Source organism: Streptomyces sp. NPDC001492 (assembly GCF_053597275.1).
The window spans coordinates 13,245-32,442 of sequence record NZ_JBSFHW010000052.1 but is presented as its reverse complement, the minus strand read 5'-3'; the positions used below and the strand labels follow the sequence as shown (position 1 = coordinate 32,442).

13 protein-coding genes and 1 pseudogene are annotated in these 19,198 nt (G+C 72.6%); 3 read left to right on the top strand and 11 right to left on the bottom strand.

The annotated features are described in order from the left end of the window. The first annotated feature begins 248 nt into the window (after nucleotides 1-248). Entirely contained in the window at nucleotides 249-1,640 is a 1,392-nt protein-coding gene (locus ACWC1K_RS42360) for a tannase/feruloyl esterase family alpha/beta hydrolase (protein ID WP_450838677.1), read from the top strand. A gap of 4 nt (nucleotides 1,641-1,644) precedes the next feature. On the opposite strand, the gene ACWC1K_RS42355 is transcribed toward ACWC1K_RS42360, so the two are convergent. Next, nucleotides 1,645-1,827, bottom strand: coding sequence for a hypothetical protein (locus tag ACWC1K_RS42355; RefSeq protein ID WP_123963464.1), 183 nt, complete (start codon nucleotides 1,825-1,827; stop codon nucleotides 1,645-1,647). Between the two features lie 131 nt (nucleotides 1,828-1,958). Continuing rightward, nucleotides 1,959-3,011 carry a fatty acid desaturase family protein gene (locus tag ACWC1K_RS42350; protein ID WP_450838675.1) on the bottom strand — a complete coding sequence of 351 codons (1,053 nt, stop codon included), beginning with the start codon at nucleotides 3,009-3,011 and terminating at the stop codon, nucleotides 1,959-1,961. A 248-nt stretch (nucleotides 3,012-3,259) separates the two neighbouring features. On the opposite strand from ACWC1K_RS42350, the gene ACWC1K_RS42345 reads away from it, so the two are divergent. Further along, nucleotides 3,260-6,124 carry a DEAD/DEAH box helicase gene (locus ACWC1K_RS42345; RefSeq protein WP_450838673.1) on the top strand — a complete coding sequence of 955 codons (2,865 nt, stop codon included), beginning with the start codon at nucleotides 3,260-3,262 and terminating at the stop codon, nucleotides 6,122-6,124. Further along, nucleotides 6,121-7,389 (top strand): SWIM zinc finger family protein, encoded by a 1,269-nt coding sequence (locus ACWC1K_RS42340; protein WP_450838671.1) that lies wholly within the window; start codon nucleotides 6,121-6,123, stop codon nucleotides 7,387-7,389. Before ACWC1K_RS42345 ends, ACWC1K_RS42340 begins: the two co-directional genes overlap by 4 nt. A gap of 99 nt (nucleotides 7,390-7,488) precedes the next feature. Here the strand turns inward: ACWC1K_RS42340 and ACWC1K_RS42335 are convergent, their stop codons facing one another. The 9 genes and pseudogenes from ACWC1K_RS42335 to xylA all read right to left on the bottom strand — a co-directional run bounded on the left by ACWC1K_RS42335 (nucleotide 7,489) and on the right by xylA (nucleotide 19,054). Continuing rightward, complete coding sequence (locus ACWC1K_RS42335; RefSeq protein ID WP_450838670.1) at nucleotides 7,489-9,213, bottom strand: acyl-CoA dehydrogenase family protein; 1,725 nt, start codon at nucleotides 9,211-9,213, stop codon at nucleotides 7,489-7,491. Between the two features lie 119 nt (nucleotides 9,214-9,332). Continuing rightward, entirely contained in the window at nucleotides 9,333-9,902 is a 570-nt protein-coding gene (locus ACWC1K_RS42330; RefSeq protein ID WP_450838669.1) for a PadR family transcriptional regulator, read from the bottom strand. Nucleotides 9,903-9,999: 97 nt separating this feature from the next. Further along, on the bottom strand, nucleotides 10,000-11,619 hold the full coding sequence (locus ACWC1K_RS42325) for a hypothetical protein (protein ID WP_450838667.1): 1,620 nt from the start codon (nucleotides 11,617-11,619) through the stop codon (nucleotides 10,000-10,002). A 55-nt stretch (nucleotides 11,620-11,674) separates the two neighbouring features. Then, the gene (locus ACWC1K_RS42320) at nucleotides 11,675-13,240 is read right to left on the bottom strand and encodes a serine/threonine-protein kinase (protein ID WP_450838665.1); all 1,566 of its coding nucleotides are present in this window, start codon (nucleotides 13,238-13,240) and stop codon (nucleotides 11,675-11,677) included. Further along, nucleotides 13,237-15,003, bottom strand: coding sequence for an FHA domain-containing protein (locus tag ACWC1K_RS42315; protein ID WP_450838664.1), 1,767 nt, complete (start codon nucleotides 15,001-15,003; stop codon nucleotides 13,237-13,239). Before ACWC1K_RS42315 ends, ACWC1K_RS42320 begins: the two co-directional genes overlap by 4 nt. Nucleotides 15,004-15,011: 8 nt before the next feature. Next, nucleotides 15,012-16,553 (bottom strand): hypothetical protein, encoded by a 1,542-nt coding sequence (locus ACWC1K_RS42310; RefSeq protein ID WP_450838663.1) that lies wholly within the window; start codon nucleotides 16,551-16,553, stop codon nucleotides 15,012-15,014. A gap of 332 nt (nucleotides 16,554-16,885) precedes the next feature. Further along, a pseudogene (locus tag ACWC1K_RS42305) lies at nucleotides 16,886-17,204 on the bottom strand (DUF6191 domain-containing protein). A 107-nt stretch (nucleotides 17,205-17,311) separates the two neighbouring features. Beyond that, nucleotides 17,312-17,725, bottom strand: a complete 414-nt coding sequence (locus ACWC1K_RS42300; protein WP_450838661.1) for a hypothetical protein — start codon at nucleotides 17,723-17,725, stop codon at nucleotides 17,312-17,314. 162 nt (nucleotides 17,726-17,887) lie between these two features. Next, a complete protein-coding gene (gene xylA, locus ACWC1K_RS42295) occupies nucleotides 17,888-19,054 on the bottom strand; it encodes a xylose isomerase (RefSeq protein ID WP_450838659.1) in 1,167 nt (388 codons plus the stop codon). Nucleotides 19,055-19,198: the final 144 nt, after the last annotated feature.

The following is a 19,198-nucleotide window of genomic DNA, read 5'->3' as shown; positions in this document are numbered from 1 at the left end:
CGCTGCGACGGCACGCGCCCGATCGTCGCCGCTCACCGTGAAGCGTGCTCCGGGCCGCATGGGGTCGATCTCCTTACCTCGCACGGCACTTCACCCGCGGCCCCTGTTTTGAGCCGCCATGTGGCGGGAGCGTTCCATGTGGTCCCGGCCCATGGATGCCGCGGAGGCCGGACCGCACGATGGGGCAGCCGTCGGCGCCCGCTCCTTTGTGGGCGCCGTTCCCTGCCGTCCTGCCCCGGAGGTCCGTCATGCGTCCGTCCCGCGGTGTTCCGCTCGCTGCCGCCGCCCTGGTGGCGGCGGCCCTCACCTGGCCGGCTCCCGCCCAGGCCACGGCAATCGGTGGGGGCCACTGTGTCCACCAGGAGCGGGTGCACGTGCCGGGCGCCGCCTTCCAGCAGAGCGCCTGTCTGCCTGACCTGACCACGACCGGGCTCGCCGGCACGCCGTACACCGACATGGCTGATCAGGCGGGACTGACGGCCAGGGCGACCCGCACCCCGTCCGGGGTGCCGGGGGTGCAGATCGACGGCTACTTCCCGGACTCCTCGCACTTCAACACCACCCACGGCTGGCGGCACGACGCGCAGTTCGTGATCCGGTTGCCCGACCACTGGAACGGCGGCCTGGTCGTGACCGGCGCTCCCGGCACACGCAGGCAGTACGCGACGGACACGGCGATCTCCGACCAGGTGGTCGCCCAGGGGTACGCGTATGCGGCGACCGACAAGGGCAACAGCGGTGCCGACTTCTACCGCGACGGATCCCGGCCCGGTGATGCGGTCGCCGAGTGGAACGCGCGGACCACTCAGCTCACCCGGGCGGCCGGGCGGGCGGTGGCCCAGCGGTACGGGCACGCCCCGCGCCGCACGTACATGACCGGCATCTCCAACGGCGGTTATCTCACCCGCTGGCAGGTGGAGAACCATCCGGAGCTCTACGACGGCGGCGTGGACTGGGAGGGCGCGCTGTGGACCGCGGACGGCCCGAGCCTGCTCACCTCGCTGCCGACGGCGGTGGCACGGATGCAGGGCTCGGCGCGGGACGAGGACCTGTACGCGGTGGGCTTCGCGCGCGGCTCGGAGTTTCTGTGGCCGTACCACGAGAAGGCGTACTGGGGCGTGACGCAGAAGATCTACCGCGCCGAGTTCGACCCGACGTACGACCCCGGCTGCCCCGGCCCGTCGGCCGGCGGCACCGCGGAGCAGATCCTGGCGCCCTGCCCCGCCGACGCGGTGTACGACTATGCGTCGCGGCCCGCGTCCGTCCATCGCGCCGTCGCCCGCGTGGCGCTCACGGGGCGCATCGGACGGCCGTTGATCACGCTGCACGGCGACCTGGACGCGCTGCTGCCCAAGGCCGCCGACTCGGACGTGTACACGCGCATGGTCGCCGCGCGCGGCCGGGGTGCGCTGCACCGCTCCTACACGATCCAGGGCGGCACGCACGTCGACGGGTTGTACGACACCTATCCGGACCGGCTGCGGCCGATCCTGCCCTGCTACCGCTCCGCGTTCGACGCGCTGGTCTCCTGGGTGGAGACGGGCGCGCAGCCGCCCGCGGACCATACCGTCGCACGGCCCGCGGACGGCGATGTGGTCGACTCCTGCGCGCTGGCCGACCGGGCCGATCCCGTGCGGTAGTGCTTCAGCGGCCGAGCTCCTTGCGGGTGATGCGGCGCAGCCTGCGCCGCTGCGAGGGGTCCAGCGTGAGGTATGCGGCGGTCGGGACTCCGAGGACGATCAGGACCACCGCCCAGAAGGGCAGCCAGATCCACAGGAAGAGCCCGAGCGCCACACCTCCTATGGCGATCTTCGCGTTGTTCGACATGTACGTCGCCTCCTTCGCGGCCTGTGCCGCTCTCTGTCCTGAAAACGGGCCCGCGCCTCCCGCGGTTCCGGATCTCGCCCCTGAGACGTCCCTGAGGTGTGACCCCGACTCGTCCCTGAGAACACTGTCCGTCATTCCGCCCTGAGGGGCTCCCCCACTGCATGAAGGTGACGCAGGGCCTGCCGGTAGGAGTCGACGAGTGCGGCCTCCGCATAGGGAATACCCAAATCCCGGCAGTGGGCGCGCACCAGGGGCTGGGCGAGCCGGAGATGAGGGCGGGGCATGCTGGGGAAGAGGTGGTGCTCGATCTGGTAATTGAGGCCGCCCAGGAACCAGTCGGTCAGGACGCCGCCGCGGATGTTGCGCGAGGTGAGCACCTGCCGGTGCAGATGGCCCCAGCGCTCCCCGTTCGGGTCGGGCATCTGCATGCCCTTGTGGTTGGGGGCGAAGGCCAGCCCCAAGTGCAGGCCGAAGAGTGCCTGGTGGAGGGCGGCGAACGCGAGGGCCTTGCCCGGGGAGAGCGCGGTGAGGAGCAGGGTCGCGTAGGCGGCGACATGGGTCACCAGCAGCAGGCCTTCCACGGTGCGCTCACGGGGTGTCTGCCGGCGCAGGTCCCGGAAGCCGTGGATCTTCAGGGCGACGCCTTCGAGAAGGGTGAGGGGGAAGAAGAGCCAGGCCTGGTTGCGGGTCAGCCAGCGGCGGAAGCCTGACCGCTGCTCGGCCTGTGCACCGGTGAAGACGAGGACGTCGGCGACGACGTCCGGATCCTTGTCGATGTGGTTGGGGTTGGCGTGGTGGCGGTTGTGCTTGTCGTTCCACCAGGCGTAGCTCATGCCCAGCAGCAGGTTGCCGTGGATCAGGCCGATGACCCGGGCCGCCGATTTGCCGGCGGTTATCTGGGAGTGGCCCGCGTCGTGGCCGATGAAGGCCGTGCGGGCGCCGAACACGGCGAGCAGCGGTGCCAGGAGCAGCGACCACCAGGAATCACCGGTCAGGACGAGGCCCGTGACGATGCCGCCGAGGGCGAGTGCGTTGGCGGCGATGGTGAGCGCGTACCAGGTGCGGCGCCGTTCCAGGAGTCCCTGGGCCCGGACCGTGCGCAGGAGGGGCGCGAACTCGCTTCCGGGCGGTGCGCCACGCGTTCCCCGGAGGGGGTCGGCCAAGGCTGTGGTGGACTCGGGCATGTCCGGTCTCCGACTCTCTCGGGCAACGGGCTGACCTGAGAAAACGTACGAAGCGACGACCCGTTGCGACCATGACGCCACCACCCGTGTACGCGCGGGGGTCAGCCGGTGGTGCGCCGGGGGGCTGACAACACCCCAGGGCGCGGGACGGGCGGGCGGCCGCCAGGCCGTGTCCCGGTGGCCCGTCGATTGCTGTACCCTCGGCGACCCCGACCCCAGTAGTCAAATTTGAGGAATACGGCTTCGCTGTGCAGAGGATCCCTGCGGCAACACCGTCCGAGATCTCCGAACTGGCCCGCTGCTGCGCCGTTTTTGTGCCCGGTGACCCGGCCCGCACCGGCAGGGTCGCCTTCTGGCGGCCCGACTGCAGCGCCCCTCCGCCTCATGCGGCCGGGTCCGCCCAGCATCTGACCGTGGTCCTGCCCGACGGCGACGGCGTCGAGCCGGCCCGGGTTCCCGCCGTCCTGCTGCCGGTACGGGCGGCGCTTCCCGTCCTCACGCGCGCGCGTGCCGATGCGCATGCACACCGGGGGTCCGTCTTCTGGGGCTCGGCCGCCGTGCTGGCCCTGCAACTCCTCGCGCGGGGGCTGCTGTTGCCCGGTCTGTCCCCCGGCGATCACGACGCCTGGCGCGTCGGTCCCCTGGCTCCGGACGACGTCGACCGCATCTGCGGGCTGGCCGCCGCGATGCCGCCCGAGGCGCACGCCATCCCGGTGGGCGGTTGTGGGCCGCTGCGGCTGCCCGCCCCGGAGGGGCTGCTGCGGGCCTTCCTGGACGCGGTGGCCGACACCCTTCCGCGCTCCCCCGCGGCTTTCCTGGTGACGGGCGGCCCCGCCTACGCGGCGCAGGCACCACAGCACCTGCCCGGGGAGCGGGCGTGGGCCGCCGATGTCGCCGCGGGCCACGACGCGGGCGTAAGGCTCTCGCTGCGGATCGAGGTGCCCGGCCTTGCCGAGCTGGCCCAGGAGGACGCCGCGGTGCCGTTCCGCGCCGTGCTGCGGGTGCACGGCGTCAGTGATCCGGCGCTGGTGGCGGACGCGTCCGAACTGTGGGGTACCTCAGGGGACGGGAGCCGGGGTTTCGGTCCGCGCGCGCGGATGGACGCCCTGCTCGCGCTGCGCAGGGCGGCCCGGTCCTGGCCGCCGCTGACGCCCCTGCTGTCGGCGAGCGTGCCGGACGCCGTCGAACTCGCCGACGAGGAGGTCACCGACCTGCTCGGACAGGGCGCCCAGGACCTCGCCGCCGCCGGAGTCGACGTGCACTGGCCGAAGGAACTGGCCCGGACGCTGACGGCCCGCGCGGTCATCGGCCCGCCGGACGAGGAGCCGGTGGGTGCCCGGGCCGCCTCGGACACGCCGTCGTTCCTGTCCGCCGACGCGCTGCTCGCCTTCGACTGGCGGTTCGCACTGGGCGACGAGCATCTCACACGCGCGGAGCTGGACCGGCTCGCCGAGGCCAACCGGCCCGTCGTGCGTCTGCGCGGCCAATGGGTCCTCATCGACCCCCGGGAGGCGCGCCGCGCCCGCGCCCGGCAGGACCGCAAGATCACACCCATCGACGCGCTCGGAGCCGCGCTGACGGGCTCGGCGGAGGTCGACGGCCGCCGGGTCGACGTACAGCCCACCGGGTGGCTGGCGGCCCTGCGGGAGCGGCTCGCGGCCCCGGAGGGGCAGGAGCCGGTCGCACAGCCCGCCGCTCTCGCGGCCACCCTGCGGGACTACCAGCGCCGGGGCCTGAGTTGGCTGGCTCGGATGACCTCCCTGGGCCTGGGCTGCTGCCTGGCCGACGACATGGGACTCGGCAAGACGATCACGTTGATCGCACTGCACCTGCACCGGCAGAGCGAGGCGTCGACGGCCGGTCCCACCCTCGTGGTGTGCCCGACGTCGCTGATGGGCAACTGGCAGTGCGAGATCGAGAAGTTCGCGCCCGGCACGCCCGTGCGCCGCTTCCACGGAGCCGGGCGCAGGCTGGACGGGGTGGCCGACGGGGAGTTCGTGCTCACCACCTACGGGACGATGCGCCTGGACGCGCGCCGGCTCGGGGAGACGGCGTGGGGCATGGTCGTGGCCGATGAGGCGCAGCATGTGAAGAACCCGTACTCGGCGACCGCGCGGGAGCTGCGTTCCATCGGTGCACGCGCACGCGTGGCGCTCACCGGGACCCCCGTGGAGAACAACCTCTCCGAGTTGTGGGCGATCCTCGACTGGACGACCCCCGGGCTGCTGAGCCGGCTCGGCACCTTCCGCACACGGTACGCGCAGGCCGTCGAGGGCGGCCTGGACCCGGCCGCCGCGGAGCGGCTCGCCCGTCTCGTACGACCGTTCCTGCTGCGGCGCCGGAAGTCGGATCCCGGGATCGCGCCGGAGCTGCCGCCGAAGACCGAGACCGACCGTGCCGTGTCCCTGACCATGGAACAGACGGGCCTGTACGAGGCGCTGGTGCGCGAGACGCTCGCCGAGATCTCCGCGGCCGACAGCATGGAGCGGCGCGGACTGATCGTGAAGCTGCTGACGGGGCTGAAGCAGATCTGCAACCACCCGGCGCAGTTCCTGAAGGAGGAACGGCCGCGGATCGAGGGTCGTTCGGGGAAGCTGGAGCTGCTGGACGAACTGCTCGACACCATCCTCGCCGAGGGCGCGAGCGTTCTGGTCTTCACGCAGTACGTGCGCATGGCGCGCCTCATCGAACGGCACCTGACGGCCCGTGGCGTCACCTCGCAGTTCCTGCACGGCGGGACGCCCGTCGCCGAACGCGAGGCGATGGTGCGGCGCTTCCAGGACGGTGAAGTCCCCGTCTTCCTGCTGTCGCTGAAGGCCGCGGGCACCGGGCTGAACCTGACGCGGGCCGAACACGTGGTGCACTACGACCGCTGGTGGAACCCCGCCGTCGAGGCGCAGGCCACCGACCGTGCGTACCGCATCGGCCAGACCCGGCCCGTGCAGGTCCACAAGCTGATCGCGGAGGGAACCGTCGAGGACCGCATCGCCGACATGCTCGGCCGCAAGCGGGAACTGGCCGACGCGGTGCTGGGCTCCGGCGAGACAGTGCTCACGGAGATGACGGACGCGGAGCTGGCCGATCTGGTGGAACTGCGAGGGGGCACCCGATGAACCGGCACGACCACGACACGGAGCGCACGTTCGCCGCGCTGCCCCCCGCGCACGGGCGGGGCTTCGCGCACACCTGGTGGGGCCAGGCCTGGCTCAAAGCCCTGGAGGACACGGCGCTCGACTCCCAACAGCTCAAGAGCGGCCGCAGACTCGCGCGTTCGGGGGCTGTGGGCGCGGTGTCCGTACGCCCGGGACGTATCACGGCCGTGGTCCGGAGCCGCGACGGCACGTCTCACCGGGCCGATGTCCTGCTGGGGGAGCTGGACGGCGACCAGTGGGGCCGTTTCCTGGACATGACGGTCGAGCGGGCCGGACACGTCGCGGCGCTGCTGGACCGCGAGATGCCGCCGCATCTGGTCGAGGACGCGGCGGCCGCGGGCGTCGACCTGCTGCCGGGCATGGGCGATCTGGAACCGGAGTGCGACTGCGGCGCCTGGGACCACTGCGGGCACACGGCGGCGCTGTGCTACCAGGTGGCGCGGCTGCTGGACCAGGATCCCCTCGTGCTGCTGCTGATCCGCGGCCGGGGCGAACGGGCCCTGCTCGACGACCTCCAGACCCGCAGCGCCGCACCCAGGGAGGAGCCGGCCGAACCGGAGGGTGTGGACGCCGCCGAGGCCTACCGGACCGGCGGCATCCTGCCGCCCCTGCCGGCCCCGCCGGAGCTGCCCACGGAACCCGGGATACCGCCGTCCCTCGACACCGAGGCCCCGCCCGGACCAGGCGTGGACCCGGCCGCCCTGGAGTATCTCGCCGCGCGAACGGCCGCAGAGGCACATCGCCTGCTCGCCGAGGCGCTCCGTCCCGTGTCCGAACAGCAGGCGCCGGCAGAGGAGTTGACGCTCGCCCAGGATGCGGTCCGGCTCGCCGCAGGAACCGATGAGACGGCTGTGCTGGACCGGCTGGCCGACGGTTCTGGACGCGACCGGCAGGGGCTGGCGCGCGCCACGCGCGCGTGGCGCCTGGGAGGAGTGGCTGCGCTGTCCGTGCTGGAGGAGGAGTGGACCGTCCCGGGCGAGGCTCTCGCACGCGCGCGTGCCTCCCTGGAGTCGGCCTGGGACGAGGACGAGCGACCGTCGCTGCGGGCGAGCGGCAACCGGTGGACGGTCGTCGGCGCACCGGCCCAACTGCGCCTGGGGCGGGACGGGCGTTGGTGGCCGTACCGCAAGGAGCGCGGCCGCTGGGTGCCCGCCGGAGCCGCTTGCCAGGATCCGGCGACGGCTCTTGCCTCGGTGGAGTCGGCGCCCGGGGATGAGCTCTCCTGATGGGCTGTGCGGTCGGCCGGCGGCGGATGCCGCCTGCACCATCCCCTTACCGATCGGCGGCCGGGCCTACGCGGCGCGGCCACCGGCGGTGATGCGCGCCTACGGGGCCATCTCGTACGCGCCGGACAGCGACTCGACCCGCTGCCAGACCCGCTCCGTGCGTGCCTCGTCGACGACCGGCCGCCGGATCGAACCGAGCGCCCATGCCAGCTGCTGTTCGGTCGCCGAGTCCTTGCCGTGCAGTTCGACGGCGTGCGCGGAGAAGTCCCGTACGAGAACGGCGAAGAGCTCGTCGAGCACGTCCTCGTCGAGGCCGGTCAGGGCGGCCTGCTCCAGGACGAGCTGTCCATGCACGACGAGGGCGAAGAGCTGACCGACCGCGAGCAGGAGGTCGAGGTCCCGGCTCTGCTCCGCGTCGGGCGCGGCCGTGGCGACGAACTCGCACAGTGCGTCGGCCTGTTCGCGGAAACGGGACACATTCGGCAGATGCGCGTACGTGTCGAAGGCGGGCCGCCAGTCGTGGAAGCGCACCGAACCGAGACCGCGGGCCGGGCCCTGCCGGAACAGGAAGTCGTCGTCGGCCGCGTCGAGGCGCGTCGGTACGGCGGGGTAGTCGACCGGGTCCAGGAGGTGGCCGCGCAGGAACTTCAGGATCAGCGCCAGGTTGACGTGGACCGTGCCCTCCAGCTTCGGAAGGCCGCGGATCTCCACCGCCGCCTGGGCGAAGTAGTTGTCCTTCTCGAAGCCCTTGGCCGCGATCACGTCCCACATCAGGTCGATGACCTTCTCGCCCTCGGTGGTCACCTTCATCTTCGTCATCGGGTTGAAGAGCAGGTAGCGGCGGTCGTCCGGGCCGGCGGAGCGGAAGTAGTCGACGGCGCGGTCGCTGAACAGCTTCATGCCGACGAGCCTGACGTACGCGTCGGTCAGCTCACGCCGCACATGCGGGAAGGCGGTGACGGGGCGGCCGTAGAGGATGCGGTTGTGGGCGTGGGTGACGGCCTCGTACATCGCGTGCTCGCAGATGCCGATCGAGGCGGTGCACAGGTTGAACTTGCCGACGTTGACGGTGTTGAGCGCGGCGTCGAAGGCGGCGCGGCCGGTGTGCAGGACGTCCTCGGCCGCCACGGGGTAGTCCTCCAGGCGGAACTCGCTGACGAATTTCGAGGAGTCGACGACGTTCTTGACCAGGTGATAGGCCGGGTGACGGCTGTCGGCGGCGAAGAACACATAGCCGTCGGGGCCCTCGACGTCGGTACGTCGGCCGAAGACGGAGACGAGTCCGGCCGCGTTGCCGTTGCCGATGTAGTACTTGGAGCCGGTGGCGCGGAAGCCGCCGTCGCCGTCGGGCTCGAGCAGCATGTCGGTGGAGTAGATGTCGGCGCCGTGGGCCTTCTCGGACAGGCCGAACGCGAACACCTCGCCCTGGGCGAGGAGTTCAGCGGCGCGGGCGCGGGCGGCGGCGTTGTCGCTCTGCCAGACCGGGCCGAGGCCGAGGATCGTGACCTGCCAGGCGTACCAGTAGTCCAGGCCGTAGAAGCCGAGGATCTCGTTGAGCGCGGCGATCCGGGCGGTGTCCCACCGCTTGTCGGCTTCCTCCTCCCCCGCGGCGGAGGACGGCGTCAGGAAGGTGGCGAACAGGTTCTCCTTCGCTGCGAAGGCGAGGAAATCGCCGAGCCAGGCGCGGGTCCGGTAGTCCTCGATCAGCTGCCTCTTCCCGCGCTCCTCGAACCAGTCGACGGTGGCACGCAGCAAGCGGCGCGACTCGGGGTCGAAGTGCGCGGGGTCGTAGGTGCGCGGGTTGAACAGCAGCTGGTCGGCCATGGGATGACGCCTTTCGGCTGGTGGACGGGCGGGAGACGGGAGGTTGGACGGCTGGACGGGCCGGATCGGGACCGGGAGGAGCGGCGGACGGGGAGGGGCGGCGGCGGGAACGGCGGCGATCAGCGGCCGGGACCGAAGCGGGCCAGCGTGGCGAGGACGTCGTCCAGCCAGTCGATCATCATCCGCTCGTACGCGATGCCACCGCGCAGCACGACGTGCTGGAGCTCTCGCTCCGCGTCGAGCGGCGCATCAGGACCGGCCGTGGCTGCTTCGGGTGTGAAGTCGCGCGCTTCTCCTGCGAGGTAGTGCGTCAGCCGGTCCCGGTGCGCCTGGCGGTGCCGCTCCACCTCGCGGACGAGGGCTGCCGGGTCGTCGAAGGCGGCGCCGCGGATCTTCACGGCCAGGTCGTGGCGGACGCTCTCCGGTTCGATCGGATCCTGCAGCCAGGAGGACAGCGCGGCCCTGCCGAGGTCGGCGACGGAGTACTCCTTCTTGTCCGGCCGGCCCTGCTGCGGGACGTCCCGGACGTCGACCCAGCCGTCGTTCTCCATGCGCTTGAGCACGCGGTAGATCTGCTGGTGGGTCGCGGTCCAGAAGTAGCCGATGGACCGCTCGAAGCGCCGGGCCAGCTCGTAGCCGGAGCCTGGCTTCTCCAGAAGCGACACCAAGATCGCGTGTTCGAGCGCCATGCCGTCGATCCTTCTATGCAACTCGTTGCATAGCAAGTCTCGCCCGCTCCGATGCGACGCGGCTCACGTCGGCAAGGCAGGCTTGAGGAGAGGCGCCTCAGGGACAGACGTAGGTGAAGCTCGCCTTCGCCTCCATCGGGGCCGGCTGGTGGGCGATCCTCAGACGGGCGGTCCCCCGGAAGCGGCCCGGACCGCGGACCGTCCAGCGCAGGTGCACCTTGACCCGTCGCTCACCGCGGTCGGCGGTGCGGACGAGCTCGCCCGAGTCCTGACCGTCCGCGCGCAGCCACCGGTAGGTGACGGGGCCGCCGTGCCCGTCGGTGGTGACGACACCCATCAGGTCGGCCGTCTGACCGCAGTGCAACGGCCCGGCGGGGGCCTGGACCCGGACGGCGACGACCTCCGGAGCGGGGTCCGGGCGCAGCAGCAGCCAGAGCAGGACGGCGGCGACCGCGACGACCGCGGTGCTGACGATCCAGCCCCGTCGTCCGCGCCGCGGGCGGGAAGAGGCAGCACCCGCGGCCTCGGTCCGCCATCGGGCGCGCAGGGCGTCCTGCTCCTCCACCGGGACCCCGGGCCCGAACCGGAGCAGGATCCCGCCTGAGTCCTCCCCTGCCTCCACCGGAGGCAGCACGACACGGTTGCGCTTGCCGAGGACGGTCGCCTGGGTGTCCGGGGCATGGGAACGGTGAGCGCGGCCGACCGTGGTGGGTTGGTCCGCGACGGCTGAAGGGTGAGGTCCGGGGGCGGCCGGGGAGGCGCGTGGGTCCGGGACTGTTGCGGCCAGGGCGCGGTCCGCCGTGGGCGGTGGGCCGACGGTGGCTGATGGGCGGGACGAAGGGTCGGGGACAGTAGGACGCGACGCGGATTCGGTTGTGTGCGGCGCCGGGTGAGGGTCCGTCGGTGGAGCCGGGCGCCCGGGGGCCACGGTGACGGCCGGTGCCGGTGCCTTCGGCGGCGCGAACTGCGGGGTCGACGCGGCCGCCGCCGCCCGGAGCGCCGTGCGGCGCAGGAAGTCCGCCGGGAGCGCCGCCCGTCCGGCGACCAGCGCGGCCCTGGCCGCCGCCAGCCCCTGCGCCTCGGCGGTGGCGGCACAGCGGGCGAACAGGTCCGCCGCGGGTGATCCGGGCTGCGTCCAGGCGGCACGGAGGGTGCGAGCCAGGGCGGCCCAGGCTGCTGCCCCTCGGTCGGCGTGCGGGGCGTCGCCCGACACCGGTACGGCGGCTGCGTCGCCCAGCACCGCGCCCAGTTCCGCCTCGGCCAGCAGCGCGACACCGTCCGGGGCGATGACGACGGTGTCGGGGCCGAGTGGGCCGTGGGGCAGGCCTGCCGTGCGCAGGGCGAGGAGGGTCTGCGCGGTCTCGTTGAGGATGCTGCCCGCGCTGCCCGCGTCCTGGCCGGGGCCGCCTGCCGACGACAGGACGTCGGCCAGGGTGGGGGCCGGCGGCTGAGCCGTGAGCAGCCACACCTCACCGGCCTCGGCCACCAGGTCGACCGTGCCGAGGAGGCCGGGCAGCCTGAGCTTCGCCGTGGCGAGGACCACGGCCGCCAGGCGCTCGCGTGTGCCCTCGGGCGCCAGCAGGGCGCGGTCGACGCACAGCGCACCGAGGGCGCGTTCGCCGGACCGGGCGGGGAGCAGGGCGTACCAGGTGCCGTGGGGCGTGTGCCGTGACCAGCCGGACAGGGGCCGGCCGGCCACTGTGGTGGCTGTCGTCATGTTGATCCGTTCTCATGGCGGCGGGGCATGGCTCTCGGGTCTCTCGGGAGCCTCGTCAGCACGGCGGTGCGTCCAGGGAGGCCGTCTGGGGACCGTTCGCTGCCGCCGGGTCGCTGCTGAGCGAGACGTACCAGGTGCCGCGGCAAGGGTGGTTGGAGAAGTCGGCCTCGAAGGTCAGGTCGTACCGCGTACTCCCGGACAGGCGCTGGGACCGGGAGCCGTACGAGTCGGCGGGTGTGTCGACGTAGTAGTTCGCGGTGACGGTCAGCGGACCGGTGCCCGTCGTCTCGACGGTCACCGCCGCGATCAGCGTGCCGGGATTCTGTCCACGCCGCCAGGAGCCGATGGTGAGGGTGACCGTGCCGGGCGTGGCCGGGCCCGGGGACTCGGCGGTCGGCGTCCCGGCCGGTGCGGTGGTCCTCGTGGACGGCGTGGGCGAGGACGACGGGCTGTCCGAGGGGGTGGTGGTGGGCGAGGTGTCGGCCGTGGGCGGGGCGCTGCTCGCCGAGGTGGACGGGGAGGGTGAAGTGCCGGGTACCGTGGGTGAGTTGACCAGAGTGGGTGTGGAACTCGCCACCGTCGTCGACGTCTCGTGCGGGCGGCCCGTCGCGTACGTCGCTCCGCCCGCGACGACCGCCAGCGCGGCCACCCCGCCGGTCGCCACCCTCCATCCCCCGCGCTTCAGCCGGCCCAGCAGGGTCAGCGCACTGGCCGGGCTCTCCAGGGTCGCGGTCGTGGTGAACGGGAACAGCAGGGCGAGCAGGGCGGCGAGTTCGGCCAGCCGGCGGCGGCCGCGCTCCTCCCAGTCGGCGCCGTAGCCCTCCGCGGCGGACCGTTCGAGGTCGGCGAGGAACGTCTCGACGCCGGGCCGGTGCGCCGGGTCCTTCGCCAGACCCGCGCGCAGCAGCGCACGCACCGGCGCGGGTACGTCGTCCAGCGGGGCCGGTGCGCGCAGGTGCTGCAGGCGCAGTGCGGTCATGTCGTCGCCGGGGAACGGCCGCCTGCCGGTCAGGCACTCGAAGAACACCACGGACGCCGCGTACACGTCGGCCGCCGGGCCGGCGGGCTCGCCGTTCCACTGTTCGGGCGCCATATAAGCGGGCGTGCCCTCGACGTCGGTCTCCCGGCCGCTGCGCACGGCGATGCCGAAGTCGGCGAGCGCGCTGGTGCCGTCGGCGCGGACCAGGACGTTCTCCGGTTTGTAGTCGCGGTGCACGACCCCGGCCGTGTGGGCCGCGCCCAGCCCCAGCAGGGAGCCCTTGAGCAGGACGAGCGCGGCCTCGGGGCCGGTCGCGCCGTGCCGGCGCAGCAGTTGGCGCAGGCTGACGCCGTCCACCGCCTCCATCACGATCGCGGCGCCGGCGCGGGCCTCGACGTACTCGTACAGCCGCACCACGCACGGGTGCCGCAGCTCGCCGAGCAGGCGGGCCTCGGCGCGGAAACGGGCCAGGAACTCCCGGTCCGCGCGCAGGCGTTCGCTCAGGTACTTGACGGCGACGGGGACGCCGGTCGCGGTGTGCCGGGCGAGGACGACCCGGCCGCCGGCTCCTTCGCCGAGCGTCCGGACGGGCGTGTAGCCGGGTACGGCCCAACCGCCCTCGGCGTGCGTGTCCTGGGTCATGCGGTCCTCTCCACCGGCGCGGGGAGCGCCGCGCCCTGCGGTACATGCCTCGCGTCCCGGCGGCGCCGTATCCGGCGCAGCAGCCGGCGCGCGGGCGCGGACCACACCGGGAAGGCGACCAGGGCGACCACGGCCGCCTCGATCACCGTGCGCCACGGCTCGGCCAGGCGGCCGTCCAGCAGGTCACCGATGCGGGAGCGCCAGGCCAGCAGGGCGAGACCGAGGAAGCCGTAGGTGCCCACCACGACCGCGAGACCATAGGCGGCCAGGCCTGCCTGACGGGGGCCGGGCCGGCTGCCCGCCCGCAGGTCCCGCCACAGGCCCGCGCGGAAGTAGGCGCTCGCCTCCTCGCGCAGCCGGGGCACCCGCAGGGCATCGGTCAGCGCCTGGTAACCGTCCAGCGGCATCAGCGGGTTGAAGTTGTAGAGGGTGTTCAGGTACAGCCCGAAGGCCAGGTGGTAGAGGACGGCCGAGGCGGGTCCCGCGGGCAGCAGGGCCGCGCCCGTGGCACACCACCCGGCCAGCGCCGCCGTGGACAACGGCCCCGACAGCGCCACCACGACCCGCGACCAGCGGGAGCCGAACCACATGTCGCTGGTGTCCACGAACGCGAACGGCATGCCCATCATCAGCAGGAACCCGCCGCGCCTGACCTTGCGGCCGTACGACTTCACGGCCAGCGCGTGCGTGAGCTCGTGGACCAGCAGCGCGCTCACATATCCGGCGGCCAGCAGGACCGGGCCCCATACGCCCGCTCCGCCGAAGTCCAGCAGACGGTGCCGGCCCTGCGCGGCGAAGAACGCGAGGAGGCCGCCGCCCACCGACAGCCAGGCCAGCAGCACCCCGGTCCGGGTGAACAGCCGCCAGCCGAAAGCCTGGTAGAGCCGGGTCACCAGCCGGTCGAGGCCGGGGACGGACACCTCCAGCTTCAGCAGCGCCCGGTACACGGCACGCGCCACCCGCCGCCATCCCTTCGGCTGCTCCTCCTCCGGCCGCCCGGGCAGGCCACGCAGCAGCCCGGCGTCCGCGAACGCGGCCAGCGCGGACTCGATGCGGGGCAGGGCGAGTTCGCCGTAGCGGTCGGCGTAGGCGAACAGCAGGTCCCGTACGGTGTTCTCGCCGTCGACGGCATGCCACAGGAAGACCTGGCGCTCGTCGAGCTCCAGATAGCGGCCGGTGCGGGTGCTGCTGAGCACCCAGCGGGGGGCGCCGCGTTCGGTGGGGACCTGCTTGAGGGCCCAGCCGGAGCGGCGGCGAGGACGCGCCGTGAGCGGGCCGTTCGCCTCGGGGGCCTCCTCCTGCCCGGCCTGTCCGGCAGTGGGCAGATCGGTCAGCTGGGTGCCTACGACCATGGTGCGCGAGCCGATCCGGGTGTCGCGAGGCTGCTCGAACACCAGGCGTACGTCGCCCACAGACAACTCGGTGCCGTCGGCGAGGCCGGCCGCGCCGCCGTGCAGGTCGACGCCGCCGACGGCGGTGCCGTTGAAGGAGTCCAGGTCCTCGATCCGGAAGCCCTCAGCCGTGCGGACGATGCGGGCGTGGCGGCGCGAGACGCTGGTGTCGGACAGGACCACGTCGTTGTCCTCGCCCCGGCCCAGCGTGGTGACCGGGCCGGTCAGCGCGACGAACAGCGTGGGGTCGTCGAGGCCGCGCAGCTGGGGTGCGGCGAACGAGGTCGGTGCGGCGCCCCGGCGCGGGGTGCCGCAGTGCAGGCAGTACGGGAAGTCGCGCCGCACATGGACGCGGCAGACACGGCAGAGCATGCGGTGGCTCAGCCTGCGCCGGAACCGCTGAGGAACGTACCGCCGTTGAAGCCTTCGTCGCCTTCCGTGGCGGGGCCGGAGTCCGGCAGGTGCGTGGCGGCGTTTCCGAGGCCGGAGGCGGGCAGGCCGCCTTGGACGATGATGTGGTCACTGTGGTCACCGCCGCCCGAGGCGTGCAGGCCGCCCTGGACGATGATGCCATGGTCACCGCCGTCCGAAGTGGGCAGGCCACCCTGGACGATGATGCGGTTGCCACCGCCGGGCTCACCGACACCGCCGGGACGCCGACCGACGTTCTCCGAGTCGCCGCCGCCCTCACCACCGCCGCCGCCACCCTCGCCACCACCACCGTGGCCACCGCCACCGCTGGGACGATTGGAGTTCTCCGAGTCGCCGCCGCCCTCGCCACCGCCACCGCCACCCTCGCCACCACCACCGTGGCCACCGCCACCACTGGGACGATTGGAGTTCTCCGAGTCGCCGCCGCCCTCGCCACCGCCGCCGCCACCCTCGCCGCCGCCACCCTCGCCACCACCGCCGTGGCCACCGCCACCACTGGGACGATTGCTGTTCTCCGAGTCGCCGCCGCCTTCGCCGCCGCCGCCACCCTCGCCGCCGCCACCCTCGCCACCACCACCGTGGCCACCGCCACCACTGGGACGATTGGAGTTCTCCGAGTCGCCGCCGCCCTCGCCGCCGCCCCCACCGCCGCCGCCTTCGCCTTCGCCGCCGTCACGGTCGTAGATACCGCCGTGACCGAAGTGACCGGCGTCCCCGCCTTCCCCGCCGGCACCGCCGAAGCCGCCATGGCCCCCGAAGTCGCCGAACCCACCGGAACCGGCACCACCATCACCGAAGCCCTCGGTGCCAAAACCCCCGTCTCCGAACCCGCCGCCGGCACCGCCGAAGCCGCCATCGGCACCGCCACCGAACCCGCCGAAGTCCCCTTCGGCACCACCGAACCCGGCGTCGCCCCCGGCCCCGAAGTCACCGAAGCCCCCCTCGGCGCCACCGCCGACATGCTCCCCGAACCCTCCGAAGTCCCCGAAGTTGCCGGTTTGGTCCAGCGCGCCGGTCACTTCGGCCGGGGACCGGTCCAGCAGGGAGCCGCCGAGCAGGCTGTGGGTTCCGGGGGCGGCCGGGTGCTCGGCGGGACCTGCCAGGTCGTAGCCCTGCTCGGTGGAGGCCGGGGCACCCGCATCGTGGTCGCCCGGGATCTGCTCCGCCGGAACGGCGTTGGTCGTGGAGGCCTCGTGCGTCACCGCGGCCTGGTGGTCGGCCGGGACGGCGTGGTCAGCCGCGACGTCGTGGTGCGCCAGCGCGTGCGCCGCGCTTCCGAAGAACAGGGACGACTTGGACAGGCGTGGGTCGAGAGCGGCCGGTCCCCCGTCGGTGGCGGACTCGACGCGGAGGGAGCGGAGTTCGGCAACCTGGGCGGGCGACAGGCCGAGTCTTCGCGCCACCTCCCCGGTGTCACCGTCGAGCTCGGCACGGAAGGCCGGCTCGGTGGCAAGACGGGTCAGGGCGGCACGATATGCGTCGTTGGTCATGGTTGGGTCTCCGTCGGTCTGCGGGCAGTGATGCCGATGGCGACGGAGCCGAGGATCCCCCCTGGTCGGCGGCAACTGCCATTTCCGGCCATCCCCGCCGATACCTGCAGGAGACGTTATAGAGCCTTGGCATGGACGGCGCAAGTGCAGCGACCAGGGCAGTCGATGGGCGCCGGGCGCCAACCGGCGCCCCGTACCCACCCATCAGATACGGCCACCGACCCACCGGCCGGCCGACGAAATGGCGAACAACCCCGTCGGCCAGTTACGCCCCCACACCCCCGCGACGAACCACCACATGTCCCGTGACGAGGACCCCAAGCGCGGTGCCATCACCGGTCGGGCGATACCTGCCGCGTGGAGCGCGGCATCCGTACGACCGCCGTCCCCGCGGTCAGGTCAACCGTCGTCCTGTTCGGCGGAGCGCCGTCGTCCTCGTTGTCCGGCATGACCAGTGACGACTGCCGTTCCTTCACCTCATGCTGCTTGCCCGGGGAAAGACTCGCATGCAGTTATCTGCCCCTGACGTGCGCTGTTGCGCCACGGCAGCACTCCGGCCCGACCCGCGCGCATCAGCAGCTGGTCGACGAAGGCCAACAGGGTCAGCACGATGACCAGCCCGGGCAGGGTCATGAAGAAGACGATGTGCATGTCCCCACTGTCCGGCCCGAACCTGTGGCCGGTCACCCCCATGAACTCACTTTCCCTGCTTGGCCGTTGGCATCGTGTGGTGTCTTCTCACGGTGCCCGGCTTCACGTCACGGCAGCTCAAGGCCCCCCAGGGAGGGGATCAGCGATTCGAGGTCGCTCGGGACACTGCTCGGCAGTCCACTGGGCAGCGTCGAAGGCAACCGGCTGGGCAGCTTGCTCGGCAGTTCTGTCGGGATGGTCAGGGACGGCGACGGCGTGCGGCCGGAGCTCGCGCTGGCGTTGTCGGGTGATTTCCTGTCGGGCGAGTCGTCGTGGCCGGAAGCCATCAGGACGACGACGACCACTGCGGCGACCGCCGCGAGGGCGACCAGCAGGACGAAGAGCGGGTTGCGTCGTCGCCTGGGCGGTGGCGGGGGCGGCCGCCCGTCGCTGTAGGTGGGAGGTGGTCCGAACCCGCCGCCGGGTGGCGGGGCGTCACCCGGCGGTCCGGGCGGTTGAGGCGGTACCGGCGGTATGGCCATACCGTCCAGGGTCGCCGCAGATCGGGCAGGCAGCGACCCCCGCTCGGAAGTTGGTACGGCCCCATGCCATGGAGCGAACGGTTCCGGGGCATTCCGAGCGGGGATCTGCCGGGCACGCGCGCGTGCTCACACGGATCAAGCACGCACGCGTACGCGTGCCGTTCAGCCGCGAGCCCCCAGCAGATGGTCCATGGCCAGCTGGTCGAGGTGCTCGAAGGCCATCCCGCGCGCGGCGGTCGCCTCGACGTCGAACTCCTCGAAGGCACTGCGGTCGGCGAGCAGGGACTGCAGTCCGTCCGCGGCGGTCGGCTGGGCGAGCTGGTCCAGGCGCGAGGCACGCAGGGCCTCCTGGACCTCCGGGTCGGCGCGGAAGGCGGCCGCGCGCTCCTTGAGGATGAGGTAGTTGCGCATGCAGCCGGCGGCCGAGGCCCACACGCCGTCGAGGTCCTCGGTCCGCGGCGGCTTGAAGTCGAAGTGCTTCGGGCCCGCGTAACCGGCGCTCTCCAGGAGGTCGACCAGCCAGAACGCGGCGCGCAGGTCGCCGGCGCCGAAGCGCAGGTCCTGGTCGTACTTGATGCCGGACTGGCCGTTGAGGTCGATGTGGAAGAGCTTGCCCGCCCACAGGGCCTGCGCGATGCCGTGCGGGAAGTTCAGTCCCGCCATCTGCTCGTGGCCGACCTCGGGGTTGACGCCGTACAGCTCCGGGCGCTCCAGGCGCTCGATGAAGGCGAGGGCGTGGCCGACGGTGGGCAGCAGGATGTCGCCGCGGGGCTCGTTCGGCTTGGGCTCGATGGCGAACTTCAGGTCGTAGCCCTGGGAGGTGACGTACTCGCCGAGGAGGTCGAAGGCCTCCTTCATGCGGTCGAGGGCCACGCGTACGTCCTTGGCGGCGCCGGACTCGGCGCCCTCGCGGCCGCCCCAGGCGACGTAGGTCCTGGCACCGAGCTCTACCGCGAGGTCGATGTTGCGGATGGTCTTGCGCAGGGCGTAGCGGCGCACCTCGCGGTCGTTCGCGGTGAACGCGCCGTCCTTGAAGACGGGGTGGGTGAAGAGGTTGGTGGTGGCCATCGGCACGGTCATGCCGGTCGTGTCGAGGGCCTGGCGGAAGCGCTTGATGTGCGACTCGCGCTCGGTGTCGGAGGACCCGTAGGGGATCAGGTCGTCGTCGTGGAAGGTGACCCCGTAGGCGCCGAGCTCGCTCAGGCGCTGCACCGTCTCGACCGGGTCGAGGGCACGCCGCGTGGCGTCGCCGAACGGGTCCCTTCCCTGCCAGCCGACGGTCCACAGGCCGAAGGTGAACCTGTCCTCGGGGGTGGGCTGGTAGCTCATGCCGCGGCTCCTTGCTCGTTTGCGACCGTTGCCTTGCGACTATTTCGTCATGGCGGTTTACAAATTAGTATGCGGACGCATCCCTGGGAAGGGACAAGATGTCCCCGAAGGGGTCAGGTTCCGGGTCACCATGGCCCGGGAACC